The following is a 20,391-nucleotide window of genomic DNA, read 5'->3' as shown; positions in this document are numbered from 1 at the left end:
CTTGCTGTGCAGCGCAAGACTCTGTGCCGTGTGCGCAACGCTCACGCGCCCTCACGCCGAGCAGCGCGCCTGTGCCCGATAGTCACGTGCAGACATGGAGTACTTCTGCCGGAAGGCTCTACTGAACGAGCTCGCGTCGATCATGCCGTGGCGCACCGCAATACGTGAGATGCCGGCCGAGTTGTTCGGATCTCGTAGCACAGCGGCAATCGCAGCCAGTCGGTGCTCACGCACCACCGTGGCGAACGACGCGCCCTTGGAAAATGCGTAGTGGACGGTCCGCGGCGACACGGACAACGCGCGCGCGACGACCGAAACAGACAAGTCGGGGTCACTCAGATGGGTACGAATGTACTCGGTTGCCGACGCCGCGATCGAGCTCGACGAATCTGCAGCAGTCCCCCACGTGTCGCCGAGAACTGCCGCCACCGTGGCGTGAAAGGCGCGCTCGAGATGAGCGCCTGACGACCACGGCGTCGACTCGCCGGAACTGTGCTCCCACAGCGCTTTCATGACCGACGCCACTGCCAGACCGGTGCCCGAACCCGTATCGATCGATCGCCCGATCGCCGCGGTATGCAACAGGTCGGACTCCGCCAGGCAGCTGTGCGGCACCTGGTAGGACATGACGCGCCAAGGACCCTCGTAGTCGAACCAGAACGGGCGAGTGGTGTCCACAACGGTGAACTGACCAGGGACGACACTCGTCACACCTGCAGATTCCGTGCGGACCCGACAGGTACCGGCCAATTGGATGTTCACGTAGAACACCCCTTCACCGGTGTGCGCTACTTCTTTCTCTCCGTGCGCGATCCGTTGCCCGACCGATTCGAGCACGGCGCGATTGGTCGAACCCAGTGGCCGCAATTCGACGCGGGCATCAAAACCGCCGTCGACGGTCGGCTCACTCTCGGGTGTGAGTGGAGTGAACTCACGGCAGATCACCTCCCGCCACACCTCGAATCGATCGCTTCGACGGTGGGTGGACAAATCGTGCACGACCATGTCGACTCCGCTCGAATACCGATGACCTCCGCACGAGGCATGCACCATCCATGGTGACGTCACCGCACTTCGGTGACGTCACCCCCACGTTTCGCGGGTGCAACAACCCAGTCCGTTCCCTAGCTTCCCAGGATCAGATCCGAGGCCCGCTCACCCACCATGATCGACGGCGCGTTGGTGTTGCCCGACGGCACGGTGGGCATGATCGACGCATCCGCGACTCGCAGTCCTTCGACGCCTCGCACTCGAAGATCGCCTCCGACAACAGCATTGACATCCGATTCGGTACCCATCTTGCAGGTGCCGACCTGGTGGTGGTACGTGCCCGCGGTTTGGCGAACGTAGGCTCGCAGGTCGTCACGAGTACGCGCGCTCGGTCCCGGAACCACCTCGGCCTTACGCCACGGTGCGAAAGCGTCGGACGCACCGATCTCGCGGCAGATCTCCACCGCATCGACCATGGCCTCGAGATCGTACGGATCGGCCAGAATGTTCGGATCCGCCAGCGGCAGTTCGTTGGGGTCCGAGGACGCCAACCGCAGCGTGCCGCGCGAACGCGGAGCCACGATTCCGGGTGCGATCGTGTAGCCGTGCTCGGGCACCGGATATCCATCGGCGGGGTAGGGAATGTGCATGAACAGGGGCTGCAGATCGGGTGCAGCGCCGGCCCATCCCGTGCTGCGGGCATACAGCTGCGCCTCGAGCAGGTTGTTGGTGCCGGCGGCGAGCGGCTCGAGTGACTCGTAGATGTTGCTCAGCAGCAAATGGTCGTGCAGGTTCTCGCCGACGCCTGGCAGGTCGACGACGGTGTCGATTCCTAGTTCAGCCAAGTGCCCGGACGGCCCGATTCCACTGAGCATCAACGCCTTCGGTGATCCGAGAGCTCCGCCACACAGGATCACCTCGTGATCGGCGAACGATCGCTCCAACTCGGAACCACCGAGGCTGTACTCGATTCCCACCGCGCGTCCGTTCTCGAGCACCACCTTGTGCACGAGGGCCCCGGTGGTGACGGTCAGATCGGGGTTGTCCAGCACCGGGCCGACGAAGCTCTTCCACGCGCTCATTCGTTCACCGTCGCGGGTGGTGGTGTGGTTGTAGCCGGCACCCACCATCTCGTCGGCGTTGAAATCGTCGATCAGCTTGTGCCCGTGTTCGACTGCCGCATCGACGAAGGCCGCAGCCAGCGGATGCGGGGTACCCATGATGGACACCGGCAGTGGCCCGTCGCCGCCGTGGAACTCGTTGGCACCGAGCTCGTGTGACTCCGAACGCTTGAACAGCGGCAGCACGTTCTCCCAAGCCCACCCGGCATCGCCGGTTGCGGACGCCCACCCGTCGTAGTCGCTGGAATGCCCTCGCACATAGATCATTCCGTTGAGGGACGAGCTGCCGCCGAGTACGCGTCCGCGCGGCCAGAAGATCCGGCGATCGTTGGCGTGCTTCTGCGGAGTGGTGAACAGTCCCCAGTCCTGCGAGCCACCCAACAGCGTGGGCCAGCCCTGCGGTGAGTGGATCGCCGGATCGGTATCCACCGGTCCGGCTTCGATCACGTGCACAGTGTGTCCTGCGTCGAGCAACCGCCGGGCGATGACGCTTCCTGCTGATCCTGCTCCCACTACGATGTAGTCCGTCGACATGCGCTGCCTCTTTCTGTTGTGACCGTCGACACAACAGTGGCCGAGTCCGCGCGCACATACTTGTGACTGCGCGCACACATTGTGGGTCAGATGCGCACCACCACGAGCGAGCTCGGTCAGAAGGCCATCGGGGCCATTCCCAGGACCATCAGCGCGGAACCTGCTGTCACTCGTCTCCCGGGCGGGTTGGTACGCAGCAGGTGGATCGTCACGGCCATCCACCCGACCAGGAGCAGCGCGGCGATGATCCTCGGATCCGCCTCGACTCCATGCTGGTGCCGCATCGACGACTGCGGTTCCGCGTGGGAGTGCGTCGGCGGCAGCATCATCAGCAGCACGGCCATGCAGGTCAGGTCCACAGCGCACGGGATCGACCGTGTTCTGTTCGGCCGATCTGCGGTGACGTGTACGGCAGCCGCAACAAGAGCGAGTATCGAGATCAGCGCCATGGACGGGTCGGTGCCGAACACCACCATGGCGGCCATGACGGTGCCCATGCACAGGTGAGCCGACCGGACCCGCCCCGTATGGCTGCCGCGTCCGAGCAGCGGAAGAACGGCACCCACTGCACCGAGCGCCATCAGCACCGTCATGACCATCGGCGTCAGACCTCCGTCGTCTCGAGGGTTCGACTCCGAGTCACTCGTGCCGTCACTGTTCCTCCCACGAAGAATGCCACCACGACGATCAGCAACAGGGCGGCGAGCACTTCGGAACCACCGATCAACAGCGTGAAATTGTCCAACACGAGACCGAGGATCGCCACCAGACCCAGGGTTCCGAGCGCCGGGGCGACCAGAGTGTGCCAGGTGCGTCTATCCACGGTCGATCGACGAAAGAACGCGATGATCGCTGCGCCTGTCAGGATCATCAGGACCAGGATGCTCACGGTGGCCAGTCCCGACATCCAGGTGAACAGCTCCAACACCGGATCTGCGCCTGCGGCCGCGAAGACCACGAGAACCACCGTCGCCGAGGCTGTTTGGAACAGCGACCCCCTGTGCGGGGAGCCGTGCAGCGAGTGCGTGCGCGCCAGCATCGACGGGGCGACACCTTTGCGAGCGAGCGCGAAGACGTACCGGCCGATGGCGTTGTGGAACGCGAGAAGGGCGGCGAAGAGACTGGTGACCAACATTATTTCCATGATGTCCGCCGACATCGGGCCCAAGTACTGGGCTGCAGCCGTGAAGGTCAATCCCGCCGTGTCGTCGGCAGCGGCCTGCGCGACGGACGCACTGCCGAAGGCGAGTACCACGGCCCAACTCGACACCGCATACACCAATCCGATGGTGATGACGGCGGCGTAGGTCGCGATCGGAACGGTCCGAGTGGGGTTACGTGCCTCCTCACCGTAGATCGCGGTGGCCTCGAAACCGATGAACGACGCAATGGCGAACATCAGGGCGATTCCCGGGGATCCGCTGAAGAAGGCCGAGGGCGTGAAGGATTCGACGTCGATGCCGGCGGCACCGCCCTTGGCGAACACCGCGATCGACAGGATCACGATGATGCCGATCTCGAGCACCAGCAGGACTCCGAGCACCTTGGCACCGAGATCGATGCTGCGGTAGCCGAGTAGCGCCACGATCGCGACGAGCCCGAGCGCCCAGACCCACCACGGAAGATCGGGACCGCCGTACTTCACGACCAGGCTGTCGACGGTCGATGCAGCGAGGCCGTAGATGCCCGCTTGAATGGCGGTATAGGTCAGCAGCGCCAGACCCGCCGCGCCGAGGCCCATGGTTCTCCCGAGCCCCTTCTCCACGTAGGCGTAGAACGCACCGGTGTCCACCATGTGACGGCTCATGGCCGCGTAGCCGACGCTGAAGATCAGCAGGACGATCGCCGCGACGATGTAGGCGAGCGGAGCACCTGCACCGTTGCCTGTCGCAATCATGACCGGCAGAGCACCACCGATCGCGGTCAACGGCGCCGCAGCGGCGATGACCAGGAACACTATCCCGACGACGCCGATGGAACCGCGCAGCGTGCCTGCCGAACTCGACTGTGTCTCAGACATTCTGCTCACCGCCTGCGCAACTGGAGACGGCACAGTGTGCAGACGTCGAGCGCGGCACGTCGAGGGTGGGGTTGCGGTCGAAGAATCCTGCTGGCTTCAGTTTGAACCCGGTGTAGTCCACCGGCATGATCGGCCAATCCTCAGGACGCGGGAAATGGGTGAGCCCGAACGTGTGCCACAGAACGATGTCCTCGTCGACGAGGTTGCGGTTCGATGCCACGAATGCAGGCAGGCCCGCTCCCCCGTGGTGCTGATTGACGAAATCGCCTGCGGCATAACGTTCGCTCCGGTCGAACTGCGTCACCCAGAGATGCTTGGTGGCGAACGTGGCCCGTCGCGCGATCGACGAGTTGTCATCGGCCAGCAGCAGCGGCTGCCCCTCGGGGTGCAGCGTGTATCCGACGGGCTTTCCGAGCCGGCTCAGCGAGGTGGGATTGGTGACGTGCCAGACGCGGCCGACCGTGCCGTCGGCGACGCGTTGGGCCTCGGATTCGGTCGCGAGCAGTGTGTGTTGCAGGGCAAAGGCGTTGCCGTGCAGGTTGTCCGGCCCCATCGACACCCGGCGGGTCTCGACCTCCTCGACGGAGTTGCCGATGCCGTCGACCATCATGTCGAGTCGCGCGCTGAACAGGTGCTGGTGACACGGCGCTCCGAGTCCAGGGGCGATCTCTGTTGCGTAGGGGTAGTCACCACCGGGATGCCCGGAGGTGAAGACGATTCCGGTTGCCTTGACCTCGAATTCGATGGTGCCGTCGAGGTACAGGTACCAGAAGAAGCCGTAGTCGTAGTTGCCGATGGTGGTGAAGAAGGAGATCACGAGTCGGCGCTGGCGGCGGGTCTCGTGCGAACCCGACCACAGATCGGTGTGCTTCCACAGCACCCCGAAGTCCTCCTCGTGCATGCACACGGCATTGGTCAGCGTCTTCGGATTGCCGAATTCGTCCGCGATCACAGCATCGAAATACGTGATGTCCCCGACGCAGTCGCAGCCGAGTTCGAGGGAGTTCGCATACCGTCCCACCAGGTACTCCCCGGTGTCGAAGTAGTTCTGCCACGACCGCACCGGCGATGGATCACCATAGGGCACAACCATTTCGGCAATAGATGCGCGATGGATGATCGGGCGAACGGTACCACCGTCCTCGAAGCCGATCTGGTGCAATACCAAACCTTCGCGGACGTCGAACCCGACGCGGAACGACCACTTCTCCCAGTCGACGCGATTGCCGCGAACCGTAAAACTCGGCCCCTCGGGTTGGGTGATCTCGATCGGCTTCTGAGTCGTGCGGAGCGGACCGGTGACGGACAGATCATCGAAGTTTCCCGATTCCTCGGGGATGGGGACCGCGCCGAGATCGACGACCTTGTCGACCGTGCGGTTCATCACGTCGACGAACGCGACCAACCCGTCGATCGGATGCGCCCACGCGTGATCCGCGGGGTGGTCCTGGCGAAAGGCCAAGCCGCGCAGTATGCGTCGGCCATGCTCCCCCGGGTAGTCGAACACGCCGGCAGACAGGGGTGCCACTCGCACATCGGCTACGTCCAGTCCGCGGGCGGCCAGCGCAGCGAGCCAGGCGGGATCGGTGGACAGCACGCTCTCGACGAGCTCGAATTCCTCGTCGAGTACCGGCATCTGACCGTCGCGGATCGCGTCGAGCCGGGTGGAGCCGATCACCTGACGGTCGTCGAGGGAGACGAGAAGGTCGACGGCATCGGGTGTCGAGATGTCGTGCAGCAGCACTCGATAGGTGCGTCGGGTAGTCGGTTCGGTGACGTACAGCTCGGACTTGTCCGGTTCGTCGAGTCCGACGTAGACGAACCGGGTTGCGGCCGTGACGAATCCGGCGGCATCGACGATGTCTCGAACCTGTGCGATCTCGTCTTCGGTGGGCAACGACAAGGCGTGGTCGATTGCGTGGGGCGTAAGGGTTGGCATGGGTGTTCCTCGAGGTCGGATGTTGGTTCTACAGATGTTGAATAACGAAGGCATGCGGCAAGGCGCGAGTCCCCGCACACAGGGTGGTTACAGCTGAGCTATGAACCGATCGAGCATCTGGAACTGCCGATCGGCGGTGGTGTCATCAGGGGTGAGCACGCCGAGAATCTGCATACCCATCATCATGTTGAGCAACGTTTCGACGGCGAGATCGACATCGAAGTCGCCGGCATCGCCTTCCGCGCGAGCCTGCTCGAGAAACTCTGCCATCCGCGTCCGCCACGACACCAGGGACCGACGGTTGGTCTCGTCCATGTGCTCGTCGTACATCGCGCGCTGCCACAGCGAGACTGCAATTCTCGCCTCGAGCAGAGTCTCATCGGTCGTCGGCATCACTTCTCGGCAGAAGATGCGAAGGGCATCGAATCCCGTTGCGTCGCCGAGTGCTTCGTCGATACGGCGGTTGGTCGCCTCGAAGACGTGCTCGAATGCGGTTCGGAGAATCTCGTCCTTGCCCGCAAAGTAGTGGCTCAGCGCGCCGTTCGTGTATCCCGCCTCGGTCGCGATATCCCGCATGTTCGCGGCATCGATCCCCTTGGCAGCGATCAAACGCCAGGTTGCCGCGGTGATCGCGCGGCGGCGTTCGTCGTGATCCACGAGCTTCGGCACAGCCCTACGGTAGCGGCTCCCCGCGCGGACCTAGGGTTCGGGCATCGTCATCATCGCCTTCCGATCCGTTCGGACGTTGTTCTACGTCCGTTGAACTAAATCTTGCGACCTGCTCGTTACGAATCGAGTTTCCTTCGGTAAACACCGCGTTACCCCAGGTGAGCGGAACCTCGACCCCTGCTACGAAGTTCCGTTCACCTGGGTCGTTCCGCAGGCTCCACTCCCGCTCACCTGCGCAAGCTCTAGAGAACTATCGTGACGACTTTCTCCTCGGTGTTGGCCTCGATACCGGCCCACCCGAGTTCGCGGCCCGTGCCGCTGGACTTCATGCCGCCCCACGGGAGCGCGGGATCGATTGCTGCCCAACCGTTCACCCACACTGCGCCGGAACGAACCTGCGCGGCCAGGGTGTGCGCCCTCGACACATCGCGGGTCCAGATCGAGGCGGCCAACCCGTACACGGTGTCGTTGGCGATGGCGATCGCCTCGTCGGCCGTATCGAAGGGAATCACCGTGCCGACGGGTCCGAAGATCTCCTCCTGGGCGATCTTCATGCCGTTGTCGGCGTCGGCGAAGATCGTCGGCTCCACGAAATAACCTGCCCCGTCGGGTCGACTGCCACCGGCCGCCACTCGAGCTCCGCCGTCGCGTCCGGCCTGGATATACCCCAGAACCGTGTCTCGCTGCGTGGCGTTGACCAGTGCACCCATCGTCGTCGACGGATCGAACGGATCGCCCAGAACCTGAGCCGATGCCGCGGCAGCCAGGCCGTCGACCACCTGCGAGTACAGCGAGCGATGAACCAGCACTCGGGTTCCGGCCGCACACACCTGGCCCTGGTTGAAGAACAGTCCCATCGCGGTTCCGTTGATCGCCGCCTCGAGATCCGCGTCCTCGAGGATGATCTGCGGCGACTTACCGCCGAGCTCGAGTGTGGTCCGCTTGAACGTGTCGGCGGCTTTCTTGGCAATGAGCTTGCCGACCCGCGGGCTGCCGGTGAAGCTGATCTTGTCGACGTCCGGATGGCCGACCAGCGCGTCGCCCGTCACTTCACCCAGTCCCGGAACAACATTGACCACTCCGGCAGGTACGCCCGCCTCGTCGATCAGACGAGCCAGATGCAGGATGGACAACGGTGCATCCTCCGGCGGCTTGATCACCACGGTGTTTCCCGCCGCCAGCGCAGGCGCGAGCTTCCACCCGGCGATCATCAACGGGGTGTTCCACGGGACGATCATGCCGATCACGCCGACGGGCTCGCGAACGGTGTAGGAGTGCGTCGGCTGCCCGAAGTAGCCTGCAGTGGGGATGGAACTTCCGGTGATCTTGTCGGCCCAGCCGGCAAAATGCCGGAAAGTGGCTGCAGCATTGGGAATGTCGAGCATGGCCGGCTGACCCACCGGCTTTCCGACATCGAGAGCCTCGAGCCGCGCCAGCAGATCCCCGTCCCGCTCGATGAGGTCGGCGATCCGGTTGAGCAGCTTCCCCCGAGTCGCACCGGGGGTTGCTCCCCACTCGCCACCCAGTTGTGCGCGGGCCGCACGCACCGCGGCATCGACGTCCGACGCGGTGGCCGCAGCAACCTCGGACAGAGGCTGTTCCGTGGTGGGGTTGATATCGGTGAAGGTGCCTCCGTCGGATGCACCGCGCCACTGCCCTGCGATGTAGAGCTCGGTGGCGGTGCCGGTCGGCAACGACGGTGCGGCCGATTCCTGGATTGCGGTCATATGTCAAAGCTCCTTCTCGGGTGCCGATCACGGCACCTGTGGCGTGTCCGTTCCCAGATTGCGCCCGCGGCGGCACGAAGGTCTTGTGTGATCGCGCACACATTGTGCGGTAGATGCGCACCGCCGACCGACCTCCGCGCGTGACGATCGCGTGTCGAGACACCGGGACCCGGTTACCACCGTGTTTCGCCGCCCGGGCATGCGACGGAGAGTCAATTTTTCCGACACGACGAGGCCATCGAACGGTCTTTCAGCAGGCAAAACTGAGGCACTCCCCAACGAAAGGCCCTTCCATGAACCACCATCAGTTCCGCGCCGCAGCAGTCCAAGCCGCGCCGATCTTTCTCGATCTCGACGCCTCGATCGACAAGGCGATCGGCCTGATCGAGGACGCAGCTCGCGCCGGAGCCGAGCTCGTCGCGTTTCCCGAGACCTACCTGCCCGGCTACCCCTGGTACATCTGGCTCGACGCACCGGCATGGGGATTCCAGTTCACGCAGCGCTATTTCGACAACTCACTCGAGTACGGGACACCGCAGGCAGCTCGAATTGCGCAGGCCGCCAAGGACAACCACATCATGGTCGTGATGGGTCTGAGCGAGCGGTACAAAGCCAGCCTTTACATCGCCCAGTGGATCATCGACGCGGAAGGCAAGACCGTCGCGATGCGCCGCAAGCTCAAGCCGACTCACGTCGAGCGCACCGTCTACGGCGAGGGCGACGGATCCGATCTGTCGGTGTACGAGACCGACCTCGGACGCGTCGGCGCACTGTGCTGCTGGGAGCACTTGCAGCCGCTGTCGAAGTACGCGATGTACGCCCAGAACGAGCAGGTTCACATCGGAGCGTGGCCCAGCTTCTCGCTGTACACCGGGGCGGCCTATGCCCTCGGGCCCGAGGTCAACACGGCCGCCAGCCGCATCTACGCCGTCGAAGGCGGCTGTTTCGTCATCAGCCCGTGCGCGACGGTCTCGCCCGAGATGATCGACATCATGTGCACCGACGACGCCAAGCGCGCGATGCTCACCGCAGGCGGCGGTCATGCCCGCATCTTCGCTCCCGACGGCCAATTGATGCACGAGCCCCTTGCACACGATGAGGAGGGCATCGTCTACGCCGACATCGACACCAGCCTCATTTCGATCGCCAAGGCCGCCGCCGACCCGGCCGGCCACTATTCGCGTCCGGACGTGACGAGACTGTGGCTCGACAAGACTCCCGGCGACCGCGTCGTGTCGGGTGCGCAGCCTGCCGCGAACGCGCGGTACGACTTCACCGAGGACGTCGCCGCCGAGGTACGTCTCGAGATCGCCGAGCACCTCGCTCTCGACGAGGACGCTGCCCGTGTCTGAGCTCGAATCTGCGATACCCGACCATCTCGTCTTTCCACGGTCGTGTCCGCGCAGAACACCGGAGAACTACCAGCCGCCCTTCCCGTCGTACGTCGCCCGCTTTCCGGTGTCCACCGAGCGAGTCGTGATGGGCTACTTCGGAATACAGGGCATGCCCGACGCCTCCCCGTGGGGTGACGAAGACCCATCCCGGACGGACCGGGCGCGCTACACCGACGAGGAGGGTATCGACACGACGGTGTTCATCGGCTACTGGGACGACGTGGCAACGTTCGACCGGTGGTTCGACACCGTCGGCCACCACTGGACGAGCGTCCGAGGTCGCTTCGTCGAAATCATCAGACCGACCGTCGACCGGTACGAGACACTGTTCTCCTCCACCGGACGGATGGAAGGTGTTGCCACACTGACCGATTCACTCAGTGGGACCATCGAGGAGCATGCCTACTGGGGCGGGGTTCGCGATCGAATCCCGTTGTCGCAGAATGACTCACTCGCTCCCATCGGGGAGCCTCGGGTCGTACGCGACGGCGACAGAGTCAGGATCGTGCCGCAGGAGAACCTCTGCCTCATCCGATCCGGGCAGGATTGGGCCGATACCGCCGGGTCCGAGCGGGAGATGTACCTGCGAGACGTCGAACCGGTGTTGCGTGCCGGGATGGACTTTCTCCGCGACGACGGACTGGCGATCGGCTGTTTCTCCAACCGGTACATGACCGTCGTGACCGACGACGGCACCGATACCGACAAGTCGTTCGGCATGAGTTGGTGGCGCAGCCTGAGCGACCTGGAAGCATGGGCCGAGTCGCATCCGACGCACGTGGCGATCTTCGGTGCTGCGCTGAAGTATCTGTCGACGATGGGCCCCGCGGCGTCGCTGAGGCTCTATCACGAGGTCACCGTGGCAGCGGCGGACGAGCAGTACTTCGAGTACTTCGGCTGCCACGACCGCACGGGTCTACTGCGTACCGCTGCGGAGCGTTCTACTCTGTGAGGAGACGGGAGGTACCTGACATGGCCGATCCGCTGCGCACCGACTCCGTCGACCGAGCCGACAGCGTCGATTTCTGGACCGCTGCGGTGAGTAGGACGTACGTCGATCTCGAGTGCACGATTCCCGAGGACGCGTCTGCGATCACCGGGCATATCGAGTCCACCGGACTTGCGACTCTCGGATTGTCGCGAGTGTCTGCGACGGCTCAGAGCGTGCTGCGGACGCCTGCAGGTATCTCCCGAACCAGTGACGACTACTTCCTGGTCAGTGTCCAGACGTCGGGCACCGGTTTCGTCGTCCAGGACGAGCGAACGGCAGTCCTGCAACCGGGAGACTTCGCGCTCTACGACACCACCCGGCCATACAGTCTTCGCTTCGACGACCCGTTCGCCCAGTACGTCCTGATGCTCCCCGGAGCAACGCTGAGGACGCTCGTCCGGGATACGGGTTCACTGACCGCGCGGGCTGTGTCCGGACGACACGGCGCGGGAAAACTGCTCGTCAGCATGATCTCGTCGATCATGGACGACGCCGACATGAGTGCCGCGTCGGCCGAGGCAGTGTCGCAGAGCGTCGAGTACATTCTGGTCGCAGGCCTGGTCGGCCTCACCGGGGTCGAGAAACCGGCACCGTATGCGGCGTCCGAGAGACTCGGTGAGATCAAACGCGCGATGACCGCACGGCTGCGAGATCCTGATCTGACCGTGACGGAAGTGGCTGCATCCCTGCACTTGTCGCTGAGCACGGTGCACCGCGCCTTTGCCGGTGAGCCGTGTACCGCCAGCGAGTGGATCTGGATGCAGCGACTCGACGGCGTCAAACGTGCTCTGTGCGAACCGCAGAATGCCCGCACGACCATCGGAGCCCTGGCTGCATCATGGGGGTTCACCGACCCGGCCCACTTCAGCCGCGCCTTCCGGGCGCGCTTCGGCTGCACCCCCAAGGACTTTCGCGACAGCAACCGCGATTGAACCGGCGAACTCAGATCCCGAGAGAGCCTGCCAGCGTCGGCCAACTCTTGGGCAGCTGGTCCACCCAGTACGGCCACGAGTGGGTTCCGGTCTCGGTGAAGTCGAATGTCGCCGGGATGTTCAACTGGCCGAGTCGGTCCGCAAGTCGGTGGGTGCAGTAGTTCGCGCCCACCTCGATGAGACCGCCGACCACCACGACATCCAATGCTGCTGCGCTGTCGAAACTTTCGTGCGGGCCCGGCGCTCCGGTTCCCACCGACACGTATACGTCGGTGCCGCGCAGACTCTCTGCATTGACGACCGAATCGTGCTCCGCCCAGGCAGGATCGAGGGGCCCGCCCCACATGTTGTCGGCATTTCCACCGAAGGCTCCGACGATCGCCCGAATACTCGCCTGGCCCAGCGGCTCCGAGGACGCGAAGCACCCGCTGTACGACGCCACCCCGGAGTAGACATCCGGGTTACGTGCGGCCAGCATCATGGCCGATTGAGCACCCATCGACAGCCCCGCGATCGCGTTGCGTCCGTTGCCATCCACTGCTGCGTCGATCAACGGCGGAAGTTCCTTCGTCAGGAACGTCTCCCATTGGTACCGGCCGAGCTTCGGATCGTCGCGCTGCCAGTCCGTGTAGAAGCTGCCGGGGCCTGCCAGCGGCAGGACCACGTTGACATTCTTGTCTGCGAAGAATTCGGCGGCTCCACCTTTGCGCAGCCACATACTGTTGTGCGGATCCTCTTCACCGATGCCGCTGAGCATGTACAGCGTCGGGCGCGATCCGGTCTTCACGGCCGGAGTCAACACCTGCACCTCGACGATTCCGCCCATGGCAGGCGAGTCCACGCTCAGCGTGCGCAGGGTGTCGGACGCAATCGCGGTGTCGACGATGCGAGCAGCGGAGTCGGCCGGAGCGGCGACAGCCACGCCGATCGAGGACAACGACATCGCTGCAACGACGATGAACGGGGTGAAGATGCGTCGACGACGCATGGCGATCCTCCGGGAAATCTCGAGGGAAACAGCGAATCGACACGGAGCATCGCACAAGTTCGGACGGGATAGTACGTCGAGGACGAAGTTGGTCGAACGGGACCGACCGAGACTCTGTCACCGGTCATCCATCAAAGCACTTTCCCTGTTTTGCAGCGTTTTTCGGACACACAACTCGATTCGAGCGAACTTATTAGTGCACTAACAATTAGTGCACTAACTGATCTGCTAGCCTGGTCGTTGTGACCACCACCGACGATCCACTCGCACTCGATCGGCAAGTCTGTTTTGCGCTCGCCGTCGCCAACCGCGCTGTGCTGTCGGTGTATCGGCCACTGCTCGAGCCGATGGGGCTGACGCATCCCCAATATCTGGTGATGCTGGCACTGTGGGGCGAGTCGCCGATGTCGGTCAAAGCCATCGGATCGGCGTTGCAGCTCGACTCGCCCACGCTTTCACCGCTCCTCAAGCGTCTGGAATCGATGGGGCTGCTGTCCCGCAAGCGCAGCCCCGAGGACGAACGCGTCCTGCTGATCGCGCTCACCCCGGCTGGGACCGCACTGAGAACGAGAGCAGAGAAGATCCCGCCCGCCGTCGTGCAGAAGCTCGGCGCGTCACTGACCGAACTGGACGATCTTCGACGCGTCCTCACCCGTGTCAACGACGCGGCCATCGCAGCAGGAGCACTGTCATGAACACGAACCGGAACCGACCGTCCTTCGGCCAATGGCTGGGCTACGCCGTCCTCGGCCGCAAACTACCCGACTCCCTGCAGGATTGGGTTCGACGCGACCTCGTCGGGCCGGGTGCGACGCCGCGTCACATCCTGCGGTCGATGATTCCGTTCCTGCCGATCTTCATCGGATTCTTCGTCTTCTTCCCCGGAGCGATCTGGCTACGCGCGTCGATGGTGTTGCTCAGTCTGCTGCTCGCGCTGTTCTACACCGCCGCCTACATGGACCAGAACCGCGCCCGTCGCCTCGAAATCCATGGGCTACCGGCAGATTTGAAGAGTGAGAAGAAAATGGCCGAAATGCAACGCGAGCGCGAGAACTACCGCCGCAATCACTGACCCTCGCGGCTGAGCCCAGCGGTGAAGTCGTCGGCGATCATGGTTGCCAGGTCACGGGTTTTGCGGTTGGTGTTCTGCGACAGTTCGGTCAGTTGCGCGAAGGCCGCGTCGGCGTCGATGCGGTACACCGACATCAGAATTCCGACGGCACGGCCGATGGCCGCGCGGGTGTCGAGGGCGCTGCGTAGTGTCGCGGCCTGGTTGTCGCTTTCTTCGAGCAATTGCTCGCGCATGCGGGACAGTTCGAGGTGCACCCGAACTCGGGCCACGAGCTCGCGGTCGTGGAACGGTTTGACGACGTAGTCGTCGGCACCGCGCCCGAGGCCGCCGAGCACGAAGTCGGTTCCCGCCCGTGCAGTCAGCAGGATCACCGGTACTCGCCGCAGGGCGTCGTCGCGGCGGATGTCGTCCACCAGATCCAGTCCGCTGCGTCCGGGCAGCATGACGTCGGTGAGCACCAGTCCCGGTGTCGTCGAACGCGCGCGATCGAGCGCGGTCTCGACATCACCTGCGGTGGTGATGGTCCATCCTTCGTCGGTGAGCAGCCGGACGAGATAGTTGCGCATGTCGATGTTGTCTTCGACGAGCAGAACGTCTGCACGGTCGGTGGTGACCGTTGCCGGTTCGTGCGGTGCGAAGATCGCGGACACCGAATCCACGGCCAGGATCGGTCTCTCGACGCCCGCGATCGACTCGACGGGCAGTCGAGGTACCACCACGGTGAAGGTACTACCGACGCCCACCCGGCTGTCGACGTCGATCCGTCCGTCCAGGACCGTGACCAGATCCGACACGAGCGCGAGTCCGATCCCGGACCCCTCGATGCTGTGAGCACCGGACCGTTCGACACGGTGGAACCGATCGAATATTCGGGGCAGATCGTCTTCGGGAATGCCGAGGCCGGTGTCTGCGACCACCAAGCGAATCGCGTCCGGGTCGGCACCGAGGCGAACGGAGATGCGGCCGGACGGGGTGTACTTGACGGCGTTGGCGACCAGGTTGAAGACGACCTTCGCCCACATCTCTCCGTCGGTGAGAACAACCACGTCCTCGGCCGCGTCGACCACGAGCTCGAGGCCCTGCTTCGACACGACCGCCGCGAACATCGACGCACAGTCACGCGTCACCGCGGCCAGGTCGGTGGGCTCGAGACGGGCGCGCAGCCGGCCGGCGTCGGCGCTGACGACGTCCAGCAGATCGTCGACGAGACGGCGGAGCCGAGTCGACGCACGGTGGACGACGTCGAGGGAGTCGCGGTCGGAGTCGGTCAGGATCGACGTGGTGCTCTCGCGCACGGCGTCCAGCGGGCCGGCCAAGAGCGTGAGCGGAGTCCTGAACTCGTGTCCCACGTTCTCGAGCAGTCGAGTCTTGGCCTCGTCGGCCTCGGCCAGCGCCGCGACGCGACGCCGTTCCATCTCGAAAGCGTGCGAAGCGGTCAAAGCCGTGGACACGCGCTCGGCCACTGCGACGAAGAACGAGGTTGCAGAATCGTCGCGGGCCCGAAATGCATCGACTCCGACCAGCAAAGCACCGATGGGTCGAGCGTGTCCGGCCAGCGTCAGCGGAACGATCACCGCATTCTCGACCGTTCCGTCCACGTCGACGGTCGCGCGAGTGATCCGTCCGTCCGAGACCTCGACGACGTCGGCGAGGTCCCAGGTAGCGGCCTCGCAGCCGAGTGCACCCGCGGTCGCGATGTGCTCGAGTTCTCCGTCGTCGGCAAGATCACGTCGCAGGTACGCCGCCACCAGAGGGAATTCGCGTGCTTCGTTACCCAGCGCATCCACTGCGGCGCGGCAGATGCCGACGGGGCCACCGGTATCGTCGCCGGTCAGCGACCCGAGGGCGAGGAGCGCATGCATGCGCCGCTCGCCGAGCACCTGCATCGTCACCTCCGTCGTGGCAACGAACACACCCAGCACCGTGCCGCCCGGTCCGAAGATCGGGCTGTACGAGAAGGTCCAGTACGTCTCTTCGGGGTAGCCGTACCGCTCCATGACGAACAGCTGGCGAACACCGTGCACGGGCTCGCGGCCGTCCACCACCTGCGCACACAGTCCCCCGACGTAGTCCCACATCTCGGACCAGCTTTCGCTGGCCCGCTGACCTGCGGCCTGCGGAAACTTGTCGCCGAGAAAGTTCGTGTAGGAGTGGTTGAAGATCTGCACCAGGTGGGGACCCCACCAGATCAGCATCGGAATCGTCGACGGCAGGACGGTGCGCACGGCCGTCACCAACTCCTGCGGCCAACTCTCCACCGGCCCCAGATCGGTCGCCGTCCAATCCAGCTCACGAAAACGCGCGTCGGTGGCGTTGTCACCCGGGAACAGCTCCTCCAGCTGGGCCGGACTGCCATCGGGTTGTGGGGAATTCATCGCCTCGTCCTTCGTAACCTGCGTTCCGCTGGAACCCGGCGGGCGCGATCTCGGCGTCTATAGTAGCCGAACGACCGGTATGCAGGCGTTTCGCGCACCCGCCGCGGGGGTACTGGGCCGTGCATGCCCTCCTCATCAAGTCTCCCGTACCCCTTGGGCGTCTCGCGTCTGTCGAACGACGGTGCCAACCTTGCCGTCTACTCCGAAACCGCGGACTCGGTGTCCGTGGTCGTCCTGAACGACGACGGAACAGAGCGCAGTACAACGCCGTTGACACTTCGCACCGGTCATGTCTTTCACGATCTGGTTCCCGATGTGACGCCGGGGGCCCGCTACGGACTGCGGGTCGACGGCCCGTGGGATCCCGCCTCGGGCCTGCGGCACAATGCGGCGAAGCTGCTGCTCGATCCGTATGCCACCGCTATCACCGGTCAGGTCGACTGGAACGAATCGGTGTTCAGCCACCTGCACGCCGAGCCGGAGACCCGCAACGACGAGGACTCAGCTCCGTACATGCCATATTCCGTTGCGGTGCAGTCGAATTTCGATTGGTCCGGTGACGAGTCGCCGCGCACACCGTTGGACAAGACGGTCGTCTACGAGGTACACGTCAAGGGTTTCACCGCAACCAATCCCGATGTGCCCGAGGACATTCGGGGAACGTACGCCGGTTTGGCCCACCCCGCCGCTATTGCGCACTTGAAGCGTATCGGGGTCACGGCAGTGGAGCTGCTGCCGATTCACCAGTTCGTCCAGGATTCGCATCTGCTCGAAGAGGGGCGACGCAACTACTGGGGATACAACTCCATCGGCTTCTTCGCACCCCACAACGAGTACAGCAGCAGCGGCGACACCGGCGGCCAGGTGGACGAGTTCAAGGCACTGGTCAAAGCCATGCACGACAACGACATCGAGGTCATTCTCGACGTCGTCTACAACCACACCGCAGAGGGCAACCATCTCGGACCGACCCTCTCGCTCAAGGGAATCGACAACGGCTCGCACTACCGATTGGTCGACGACGACCGGAGTGCTTACTACGACACCACCGGCACCGGCAACAGCCTCAACGTCGGTCACCCCGCTGCGCTGGCGCTGATCCTGGACTCGCTGCGGTACTGGGTGACGGAAATGCACGTCGACGGCTTCCGGTTCGACCTCGCGAGCACACTGACCCGTCAGGACTCGGATCTGGACGTGCACAGCGCTTTCCTGAGCCTCGTGCATCAGGACCCGACGCTCGCTCCGGTCAAACTCATCGCCGAGCCGTGGGACACCCAGGGCTACCAGGTCGGCGGCTTCCCGGCTCGCTGGTCGGAGTGGAACGGCAAGTTCCGTGACGACGTTCGAGACTTCTGGCGCGGTGAGAGCGGCGCGCTCCCGGCACTGGCGCAACGCGTCACCGGCAGCCCCGACGTCTACGAGAGCACCCGGCGCCCCACGTTGGCGAGCGTCAACTTCATCACCGCACACGACGGCTTCACGTTGGCGGACCTGAACTCCTACGACGACAAGCACAACGAGGAGAACGGCGAGGACAGTCAGGACGGCGAGTCCGACAACCGCTCGTGGGGTTGCGGTGCCGAGGGACCCACCGACGACGAGGGTGTCAATGCACTGCGCGCTCGGCAGCAGCGCAACCACTTGGCGACGCTGCTGCTGTCGGCCGGAGTGCCGATGATCCTCGGTGGCGACGAGCTGGGCCGGACGCAGAACGGCAACAACAATGCCTACTGCCAGGACAACGAGGTCTCCTGGTTCGACTGGAGCGCAGCCGATCAGGAGCTCATCGACTTCACGACGCATCTGATCGCGCTACGTGACGAGCACCCGGCTCTGCGTCCCACGTGGTTCCGTCACGACAGCGATTCCGACGAGGAGGGGGCCGGACCCGACACCGTCAACTTCTACCGCGCGGACGGCGAAAAGCTCTCCGACGACGACTGGACCGACGGCAACGCGCACAGCATTCTGGTTCTCATGCGCGGCGGCGAGGGAGATGCGTCGTTCGCCTGGATGGTGAATGCTTCTCCGTCACCCGTCGAATTCACTCTGCCGGAAGGGAAGTGGGCTCAGTCGACCTCGAGCGACCCCGATCAGGCGTACGAGGCGGGCGGTCCGTCGATCCTGATTCGTGAGCACTCGTTCACGTTGCTGCAGGGCTGACCGGTCCATCGTTCGAGAACCTGTTGCCACTCCTCCGATTCGGAGCGTCCGGCCCACGCGATGTAGCCGTCGGGCCGGACGAGGACGGCTGGGCCCCCATCGGTGCGACGAGCGATACCTGCTGCGCTGCAGTCGCTCTCACCGATCAGCAGAAAGTCGTGCGCACGAAGCCGGTCGGTGACCGTGCCCTGGTTCAGCGGGATCCGTACGGCTCGGGTCCCCACCAGGGCATGTTCACCTCGGGTGCGCGCGTACGAAATCCCCACCCCCGAGAACATCCCCGCGATCTTGCCGACCGCACGTTGCCTACGAAGCACCCGTGCGGACACGATGTTGCGTAGCTTCTGCGCCACCACCGAGCGCAGCAGCAACATGCGGATCGTCGCGCCGCTACTGCGCAGCACCAGCTTTCCCACGGGATGCCGCTCGTCGTGATAGGTGTCTAGGATCTTCTGGTCGGCACCTCCGAGGACGGCAGCCAGCTTCCAGCCGAGGTTCATCGCGTCCTGGATTCCGGTGTTCATGCCCTGTCCCCCGGCAGGCGAATGTACGTGCGCAGCATCGCCGGCCAGGAATACCCGGCCCACTCGGTAGCTCCGGACTTGCCTCTCGTCGCAGGAGAAGCGCGAACTCCATCGCACGTCGGTCCAGCCGTAGTCGGTTCCGATCGCACGGCGCACCACGTCGCGAAGCCGCGTCTCGTCGACCGATGCAGCTACATCTGCCGTGTCGGTACGGTCGCAGGCGATCACTCGGAACCACCCGTCGCCGAAGGGCGCCACGAACGCAAAGCAGTCCTTGCCTGCGCCGATGTTGATCAGACCGTTGGGCGGATCGGTCAACCGGACATCCGCGAGCATGATCGACCGCAGCAATTCCTTGCCCGGGAAGTCGAGTCCTATCGACGCGCGGACGATACTGTGCACTCCGTCGGTGCCGGCCGCATACGACGCCGTCCATTCCTGCGCGCTGCCGTCGGCCGCCCTCCCACGCACCACGACTCCGTCGGCGTCCTGTTCGAGGCCGGTGACCGTCACCCCGCGCAGAATCCGCACACCGGATGCCCGCGCGTAATCCTCGAGTCGAGAGTCGACGTTGGTCTGTGGCGTGACCAGCAGATACGGAAACTGCGACGGTAGTACGCCGAGGTCGAGGGACAGCCCGTTCCAGAGTTTCAGTCCCGACGCGTGCGCTCCGGTGGAGAGCAGGTCCTCGGCCAGACCACGACTGTCGAGAACCTCCAGCGTGCGGGCGTGCACTCCGAAAGCTCGCGACAGCGGTGACGGTGCATCGTGTTTCTCGAGCACCGTCACAGAGCGGCCGGCACGCGCGAGCTCCCCCGCCAGCATGCAGCCCGCCGGACCTGCACCGACGACGATCACGTCCGAATGGTTCATGACGTACTCCCACTGTGGTCAGCGAATTCCTGGGTCAGCGAATTCTTGGTCAACGCTTGTTGACTTCCGACGATAG

General features: G+C 64.4%; 16 protein-coding genes. 6 read left to right on the top strand and 10 right to left on the bottom strand.

Going from position 1 to position 20,391, the window contains the following annotated elements; translation table 11 throughout:
- Positions 1-51: 51 nt before the first annotated feature.
- The 7 genes from CH305_RS10730 to styD all read right to left on the bottom strand — a co-directional run bounded on the left by CH305_RS10730 (position 52) and on the right by styD (position 9,000).
- On the bottom strand, positions 52-1,005 hold the full coding sequence (locus CH305_RS10730; RefSeq protein ID WP_179278261.1) for a helix-turn-helix domain-containing protein: 954 nt from the start codon (positions 1,003-1,005) through the stop codon (positions 52-54).
- 119 nt (positions 1,006-1,124) lie between these two features.
- Entirely contained in the window at positions 1,125-2,645 is a 1,521-nt protein-coding gene (locus CH305_RS10725) for a GMC family oxidoreductase (RefSeq protein WP_094703671.1), read from the bottom strand.
- A gap of 116 nt (positions 2,646-2,761) precedes the next feature.
- A complete protein-coding gene (locus tag CH305_RS10720) occupies positions 2,762-3,244 on the bottom strand; it encodes a DUF5134 domain-containing protein (RefSeq protein ID WP_094703670.1) in 483 nt (160 codons plus the stop codon).
- Positions 3,245-3,249: 5 nt separating this feature from the next.
- Positions 3,250-4,665 carry an APC family permease gene (locus CH305_RS10715; RefSeq protein ID WP_094703669.1) on the bottom strand — a complete coding sequence of 472 codons (1,416 nt, stop codon included), beginning with the start codon at positions 4,663-4,665 and terminating at the stop codon, positions 3,250-3,252.
- The gene (locus CH305_RS10710; protein ID WP_094703668.1) at positions 4,658-6,604 is read right to left on the bottom strand and encodes a primary-amine oxidase; all 1,947 of its coding nucleotides are present in this window, start codon (positions 6,602-6,604) and stop codon (positions 4,658-4,660) included. The genes CH305_RS10715 and CH305_RS10710 overlap by 8 nt, the downstream gene beginning before the upstream one ends.
- Before the next feature lie 87 nt (positions 6,605-6,691).
- Entirely contained in the window at positions 6,692-7,261 is a 570-nt protein-coding gene (locus CH305_RS10705) for a TetR/AcrR family transcriptional regulator (protein WP_094609256.1), read from the bottom strand.
- 254 nt (positions 7,262-7,515) lie between these two features.
- Complete coding sequence (styD, locus tag CH305_RS10700; protein ID WP_037154853.1) at positions 7,516-9,000, bottom strand: phenylacetaldehyde dehydrogenase StyD; 1,485 nt, start codon at positions 8,998-9,000, stop codon at positions 7,516-7,518.
- A 293-nt stretch (positions 9,001-9,293) separates the two neighbouring features.
- On the opposite strand from styD, the gene CH305_RS10695 reads away from it, so the two are divergent.
- The 3 genes from CH305_RS10695 to CH305_RS10685 are packed head-to-tail and all read left to right on the top strand — an operon-like array spanning position 9,294 to position 12,317.
- Positions 9,294-10,352 carry a carbon-nitrogen hydrolase family protein gene (locus tag CH305_RS10695; protein WP_094703667.1) on the top strand — a complete coding sequence of 353 codons (1,059 nt, stop codon included), beginning with the start codon at positions 9,294-9,296 and terminating at the stop codon, positions 10,350-10,352.
- Positions 10,345-11,346, top strand: coding sequence for a phenylacetaldoxime dehydratase family protein (locus CH305_RS10690; protein ID WP_094703666.1), 1,002 nt, complete (start codon positions 10,345-10,347; stop codon positions 11,344-11,346). Before CH305_RS10695 ends, CH305_RS10690 begins: the two co-directional genes overlap by 8 nt.
- A gap of 20 nt (positions 11,347-11,366) precedes the next feature.
- The gene (locus tag CH305_RS10685; RefSeq protein ID WP_094703665.1) at positions 11,367-12,317 is read left to right on the top strand and encodes a helix-turn-helix domain-containing protein; all 951 of its coding nucleotides are present in this window, start codon (positions 11,367-11,369) and stop codon (positions 12,315-12,317) included.
- A 10-nt stretch (positions 12,318-12,327) separates the two neighbouring features.
- Here CH305_RS10685 and CH305_RS10680 read toward each other — a convergent pair whose 3' ends face one another.
- The gene (locus CH305_RS10680; RefSeq protein ID WP_094703664.1) at positions 12,328-13,305 is read right to left on the bottom strand and encodes an alpha/beta hydrolase family protein; all 978 of its coding nucleotides are present in this window, start codon (positions 13,303-13,305) and stop codon (positions 12,328-12,330) included.
- 242 nt (positions 13,306-13,547) lie between these two features.
- Here CH305_RS10680 and CH305_RS10675 point away from each other — a divergent pair, with 242 nt between their 5' ends.
- Positions 13,548-14,000: a MarR family winged helix-turn-helix transcriptional regulator gene (locus CH305_RS10675; RefSeq protein ID WP_094703663.1), complete on the top strand. Its 453-nt coding sequence runs from the start codon at positions 13,548-13,550 to the stop codon at positions 13,998-14,000.
- Entirely contained in the window at positions 13,997-14,377 is a 381-nt protein-coding gene (locus CH305_RS10670) for a DUF5313 family protein (protein ID WP_037154862.1), read from the top strand. Before CH305_RS10675 ends, CH305_RS10670 begins: the two co-directional genes overlap by 4 nt.
- Here CH305_RS10670 and CH305_RS10665 read toward each other — a convergent pair.
- On the bottom strand, positions 14,371-16,752 hold the full coding sequence (locus CH305_RS10665) for an ATP-binding protein (protein ID WP_094703662.1): 2,382 nt from the start codon (positions 16,750-16,752) through the stop codon (positions 14,371-14,373). The two genes, CH305_RS10670 and CH305_RS10665, sit on opposite strands and share 7 nt — an antisense overlap.
- A 123-nt stretch (positions 16,753-16,875) precedes the next feature.
- On the opposite strand from CH305_RS10665, the gene glgX reads away from it, so the two are divergent.
- Positions 16,876-18,918, top strand: a complete 2,043-nt coding sequence (gene glgX / locus CH305_RS10660; protein WP_094703661.1) for a glycogen debranching protein GlgX — start codon at positions 16,876-16,878, stop codon at positions 18,916-18,918.
- On the opposite strand, the gene CH305_RS10655 is transcribed toward glgX, so the two are convergent.
- On the bottom strand, positions 18,849-20,315 hold the full coding sequence (locus CH305_RS10655) for an FAD-dependent oxidoreductase (protein WP_094703660.1): 1,467 nt from the start codon (positions 20,313-20,315) through the stop codon (positions 18,849-18,851). The genes glgX and CH305_RS10655 overlap by 70 nt on opposite strands.
- Between the last annotated feature and the right edge of the window lie 76 nt (positions 20,316-20,391).

The sequence above is a fragment of the Rhodococcus sp. 15-649-2-2 genome (genome assembly GCF_002258645.1).
GTDB lineage: Bacteria > Actinomycetota > Actinomycetes > Mycobacteriales > Mycobacteriaceae > Rhodococcoides.
Note: the sequence above shows the minus strand (reverse complement) of the source record. Positions and strands in the feature narration are given on the sequence as shown.

What these genes read in the sequence shown, in the direction of transcription:
- CH305_RS10720 (WP_094703670.1), bottom strand. Translation starts at nt 3,244, where the DNA reads ATGGTCATGACGGTGCTGATGGCGCTCGGTGCAGTGGGTGCCGTTCTT.
- CH305_RS10655 (WP_094703660.1), bottom strand. Translation starts at nt 20,315, where the DNA reads ATGAACCATTCGGACGTGATCGTCGTCGGTGCAGGTCCGGCGGGCTGC.
- glgX (WP_094703661.1), top strand. Translation starts at nt 16,876, where the DNA reads ATGCCCTCCTCATCAAGTCTCCCGTACCCCTTGGGCGTCTCGCGTCTG.
- CH305_RS10710 (WP_094703668.1), bottom strand. Translation starts at nt 6,604, where the DNA reads ATGCCAACCCTTACGCCCCACGCAATCGACCACGCCTTGTCGTTGCCC.
- CH305_RS10685 (WP_094703665.1), top strand. Translation starts at nt 11,367, where the DNA reads ATGGCCGATCCGCTGCGCACCGACTCCGTCGACCGAGCCGACAGCGTC.
- CH305_RS10730 (WP_179278261.1), bottom strand. Translation starts at nt 1,005, where the DNA reads ATGGTCGTGCACGATTTGTCCACCCACCGTCGAAGCGATCGATTCGAG.
- CH305_RS10680 (WP_094703664.1), bottom strand. Translation starts at nt 13,305, where the DNA reads ATGCGTCGTCGACGCATCTTCACCCCGTTCATCGTCGTTGCAGCGATG.
- CH305_RS10695 (WP_094703667.1), top strand. Translation starts at nt 9,294, where the DNA reads ATGAACCACCATCAGTTCCGCGCCGCAGCAGTCCAAGCCGCGCCGATC.
- CH305_RS10670 (WP_037154862.1), top strand. Translation starts at nt 13,997, where the DNA reads ATGAACACGAACCGGAACCGACCGTCCTTCGGCCAATGGCTGGGCTAC.
- CH305_RS10715 (WP_094703669.1), bottom strand. Translation starts at nt 4,665, where the DNA reads ATGTCTGAGACACAGTCGAGTTCGGCAGGCACGCTGCGCGGTTCCATC.
- CH305_RS10725 (WP_094703671.1), bottom strand. Translation starts at nt 2,645, where the DNA reads ATGTCGACGGACTACATCGTAGTGGGAGCAGGATCAGCAGGAAGCGTC.
- CH305_RS10665 (WP_094703662.1), bottom strand. Translation starts at nt 16,752, where the DNA reads ATGAATTCCCCACAACCCGATGGCAGTCCGGCCCAGCTGGAGGAGCTG.
- styD (WP_037154853.1), bottom strand. Translation starts at nt 9,000, where the DNA reads ATGACCGCAATCCAGGAATCGGCCGCACCGTCGTTGCCGACCGGCACC.